This is a genomic window from Methanocella sp. (assembly GCF_035506375.1).
Taxonomy (GTDB): Archaea; Halobacteriota; Methanocellia; order Methanocellales; family Methanocellaceae; genus Methanocella.
Genome location: NZ_DATJPM010000009.1, coordinates 1 through 4,220, shown reverse-complemented (window position 1 = coordinate 4,220; position 4,220 = coordinate 1). Strand labels below are relative to the sequence as shown.

The window sequence follows — 4,220 nt, the reverse complement described above, 5'->3', positions numbered from 1 at the left end:
GTGGGGGCTTAGAGTTAAAGGTATAAAAATATCACAAATCTTATATTACTGCATCTACTGATAATTACTAATCTCATGCATCTTTTTCTTCAACTTGAGGATAGCTTTACTCGCCATATCCCTCAGAACCATCCAATATAGATATCCTCCAGCACATGCGCACAGAGTCCCGCCCCGATAAGAGAGAAGTATGCAAAATCTGAGTAACATTTTTAGGCATTTTTTGTTACGCAAACGAATTTGTAGTATCATTTTGTTACTCAAAACGTTTTGAGTAACATTTTTTGGCATTTTTTGTTACTCAAAAGAACTTGTGGAGTTGAAATGATACCATATCTCCTTATGGCGCCAGCAAGCTTTCGGGCGAGCAATACGCTCTCATGTTTCACAGGGCCTACCGCCTTCCGACGACGTCCATCCGCCCCTTCAACATCTACTGCCCCGCCAGGGTTACCAGGATCGACGAGCTGGCCATACCACTAACATGCCGGTGTAGCCGTATTCTTTTGAGCTATTCTCCCATTCTCTATTCTGATTACCTCATCCGCCATATCGGTCATCGTCAACCTGTGTGACACGATTATGGTCGTCCTTCCGCTGATTAGTTCAGCTAAGGATTTTTTGATCAGGTCCTCCGTGCCCACATCAATGGCCGACGTAGGCTCATCCAGGATCAGGATCTGCGAATTCTTTAAAAACGCCCGGGCAATGGATATCCGCTGTCTCTGTCCGCCCGACATCTTAGCGCCCCGCTCCCCCATGACCGTCTTATACCCATCGGGCAGTTTCATTATATCCTCGTGGATGTGCGCTTTTTTCGCCGCTTCGACAACCTCCTCATTGCTGGCGTTTATCCGCCCATACTTGATGTTATTCTCGATCGTGTCGTCGAACAGGAATATCTCCTGCGATACCACGCCGATCTGTTTCCTCAGCCAGGCGTGGTCTATATCGTTCAAATTCACGCCGTCCAGGTAGATCGCCCCGGACTGTGGCGTATACAGCTTCAGCAGCAGATTGATCAGCGTCGTCTTACCCACCCCGCTCGGCCCGACCAGCGCGACCGCCTCGCCCGGGCGTACTTCAAAGCTGATGTTCTTCAGCACCGGCTCCTTCTCGTTATAGGCGAACGACACGTCGTCGAACCGGATGTGGCCTGCGAGCTTATCGGGAATGTATAGCTTTTTCTTATCCTTATCCCATTCGAACTCCGGCACGATGCTGAACATCTCCTTCAGCCGGTCCAGGGAGGCCAGCATCGGCTGGAACGACAGGTACGTGTAGAACAGGCTGTTCACGGCGCCCGTCATGATCAGCACATAGCCGAGAAAGGCGACGAAGTCGCCTATCGTCATTACGCCCTTCTGGATCTGGAGCACGCCCACGTACATTATGGCCAGCAGCAGCATGAACTGGATGCCGCTCATGATGGAGTTGGATAAGGACGACAGGACCGTGTTGACCAGTCGGACCTGGATAACGCTTCTCAGCCGGCCTGAGACCCGGGCCACTTCCCTGTCCTCGGCCACGTGCGTCTTGACCACCTCCACGCCGGAAAACACTTCCTGCATGTCCTGCGACAGCCGGGCGTGCGTCTCCCGCTCCTTATAGCTCAGGGCCCGTATCCGGCCGAAGAAGAAATACCGCAGCGCCAGGTAGATGGGGACCGAGCCAATGATGATGAGGACCAGAGTAACATTTATCGAAAGGAGGATGGCCAGGCTGAACGCTAAGAAGAACACGTTCGATACGATCTGGATAATCCCGTTCGAGAACAGGTACTGCAGCGTATCCACGTCGTCCGACACCCGGGACATGAGGTAGCCGGTCTGCTTGCTCTTGAAGAAGGACATCGGGAACCGCAGGACGTGGTCGAACAGCCTGGTCTGCAGGTTATATGTCAGCTCCTGCTGGTATTTCGTCGTCGTGTAGCCCTGGATGACCTGCAGCAGCGCATATATGACGCCCACGAAAAACAGTGCGACGACGATCACGTTTAGAGAGCTGAACAGGCCGATGGCCGTTTGCGTATAGGCTCCTAAGCCCAGCATCGTGAGGACGTCCGATATGCTGCTAAAGCCGTTTTTCATGATGATGAAATCGACGAGCACCTTGCCGCTGAGCGGTATGACCGTCTTGACGAGGCTGATGAGGATGGTCAGCACAATACTAACTGCGCCCAGCTTCCATACCGGTTTCACGAACTCTAAGAAGAACGCCAGGTCTTCGAGCCTGAACCGCACTTTCGGCGTCTCAGGCTTCTTAAAAACGCCCCGTGTATCCTTTACCATCCCTTTAATGATACTGCCCGGCATTCGGATCCGCTTCCTTCCTGAAAAGCCTTAAGTTCGATTTTTTATTGCCGTTATTCTCCTGTTCAGATATGTCCACGACCTATACGCGATGTCCTTTAAAACCATCCAATATAGATATCCTCCAGCACATGCGCACATAACCCCACCCCCAATGAGAGCAACACCATGCAGAAGACGGCCATTAGAAATCCCTTGCGATACTCCAAATGTGTAAAATCCGATCTGGATGCCAAGGGCGGCCGGTATGTGGTCCAGATCCAGTAGGCCGCCGGCGAGGAAACCAGTAACGCACACAATGCCGAGAAGATGCCATGGGCTAGCTCGAAGCCAGCTACCTGCCATATCGAATATGCCCACGGCCACACCATACTCTCCCTTTTAAGTAAAAAATAATAATTAATATTATATATATAAACACGACCGAAGATAACGCAGGTTAAAACTGCTTTCGCTCGCTCGAATAGTGGTTTCTAAAGTTCAGTTTATAGTCCCGCCTTTCGGGACAATAAAAATAACTTTGGATCGGTTCTCATTAACTCAATTTAATGTTCGATTATATCGGTAACCCAAACCATTAATAAACTAAAACACCTTATTATGAACGTAACATATGAGAAAAGAAGTCGACCAATGGTGGAAACAGGCGAAAAGGGACCTCCAGACCGCGCAAAATTGTAAAAATTCCAAAGACTACTATGCCTCCGCTTTCTTCTGTCAGCAATCCGTGGAAAAAGCCTTAAAAGCCCTATATATAGAAAAAAAACGAGCCGCCCCAAGCGCGACACATTCGCTGGTCTATTATGCTACGGAAGTCGATGCCCCATCTCAGTTCTTTACTTTCTTAAGACGATTGACGCCCGAGTTTGTCACCACCCGATACCCGGATGCAGCCTATGGCGTGCCCTATGAGCTTTATGACGAGGCTATTGCAAGCGAGATCCTGGAGAAGAGCCGTGAGGTGATACAATGGATCGCATCACAGATCGAAACGTCACAGACTGGATAGAACGTTTCGTGGCCATTATTAAAGAAAAATATTCTCCCGAAAAAGTTTTGCTCTTTGGAAGCAGGGCACGGGGGGACAATCTAATCGGCAGCGATGTGGACATGATCATCGTGAGTAAAAAATTCGAAGGCGTCAACTGGCTGACGAGGATCAGGGACGTGTCCGTTTTATGGGAGGGACTGGTGCCATTAGAGCCCATTTGCTATACGCCAGGCGAATTCGAGGAGAAAAAGCGGATGATCGGGATAGTGAGCGAGGCCATGCGAGAGGGCGTCGAATTAACGTAGACCACGGGGCTTAAAATGAGTGACCATATTCTTCTCACGGGCGGCCTTGGCCAGGTGGGCTCGTATCTTTGTGAGGAGCTCGTCCAAAACGGCCACGTCGTTACTATCCTCGATAACCTTTCATCATCCTCTAAAAATCCCTATCCTCCGGAGGCCAACTTCGTTAAGGGCGATATTCGTGACGCGGGCCTGGTTAACATCCTGGTGAGCAACGCCGACATTGTGATCCATTGTGCCGCCCAGATCTATGTCTCTCGCAGCATGGAGGACCCGGTCTTCGATGCCCAGAACAACGTCCTCGGCACGGTCAATCTCTTAAACGCCGCCCGTAAGGCCAGCATAAAGCGCTTCGTGTATTTTAGCTCCGCAGCCACATATGGCGACACCGTGCATTTGCCTGTAAGCGAGTCTCATCCCCAGGAGCCTTTATCTCCATATGGCGCCAGCAAGCTCGCCGGGGAGAAGTACGCCCTCATGTTCCATAGGGCCTATGGATTACCGACGACCTCGATCCGCCCCTTTAATATCTACAGCCCCCGCCAGGACCCCTCGAACCCGTATAGTGGTGTCATATCAAAATTCATCGATAAAGTTCACGATAACAAGCCCCCG

Annotated in this window: 4 protein-coding genes and 1 pseudogene; 4 read left to right on the top strand and 1 reads right to left on the bottom strand. The window is 50.6% G+C overall.

Going from position 1 to position 4,220, the window contains the following annotated elements; genetic code table 11:
• Positions 1-380: 380 nt before the first annotated feature.
• Positions 381-425 (top strand): annotated as a pseudogene (locus VMC84_RS13815) (hypothetical protein); the annotation flags it as partial.
• Between the two features lie 54 nt (positions 426-479).
• Here the strand turns inward: VMC84_RS13815 and VMC84_RS01025 are convergent.
• Entirely contained in the window at positions 480-2,291 is a 1,812-nt protein-coding gene (locus tag VMC84_RS01025; protein WP_325377264.1) for an ABC transporter ATP-binding protein, read from the bottom strand.
• A 634-nt stretch (positions 2,292-2,925) separates the two neighbouring features.
• Here VMC84_RS01025 and VMC84_RS01020 point away from each other — a divergent pair.
• From VMC84_RS01020 to VMC84_RS01010, 3 genes are all read left to right on the top strand, one after another.
• Positions 2,926-3,321: a HEPN domain-containing protein gene (locus VMC84_RS01020; protein ID WP_325377263.1), complete on the top strand. Its 396-nt coding sequence runs from the start codon at positions 2,926-2,928 to the stop codon at positions 3,319-3,321.
• Positions 3,282-3,608, top strand: a complete 327-nt coding sequence (locus tag VMC84_RS01015) for a nucleotidyltransferase domain-containing protein (protein ID WP_325377261.1) — start codon at positions 3,282-3,284, stop codon at positions 3,606-3,608. The genes VMC84_RS01020 and VMC84_RS01015 overlap by 40 nt, the downstream gene beginning before the upstream one ends.
• A 15-nt stretch (positions 3,609-3,623) precedes the next feature.
• Positions 3,624-4,220, top strand: a 597-nt coding sequence (locus VMC84_RS01010; RefSeq protein ID WP_325377259.1) for an NAD-dependent epimerase/dehydratase family protein, incomplete at its 3' end; no start/stop codon positions are given.

Bases quoted from the DNA above. Each gene is read 5' to 3' on its own strand.
- VMC84_RS01025 (WP_325377264.1), bottom strand. From the start codon at position 2,291: ATGGTAAAGGATACACGGGGCGTTTTTAAGAAGCCTGAGACGCCGAAA.
- VMC84_RS01020 (WP_325377263.1), top strand. From the start codon at position 2,926: ATGAGAAAAGAAGTCGACCAATGGTGGAAACAGGCGAAAAGGGACCTC.
- VMC84_RS01015 (WP_325377261.1), top strand. From the start codon at position 3,282: ATGGATCGCATCACAGATCGAAACGTCACAGACTGGATAGAACGTTTC.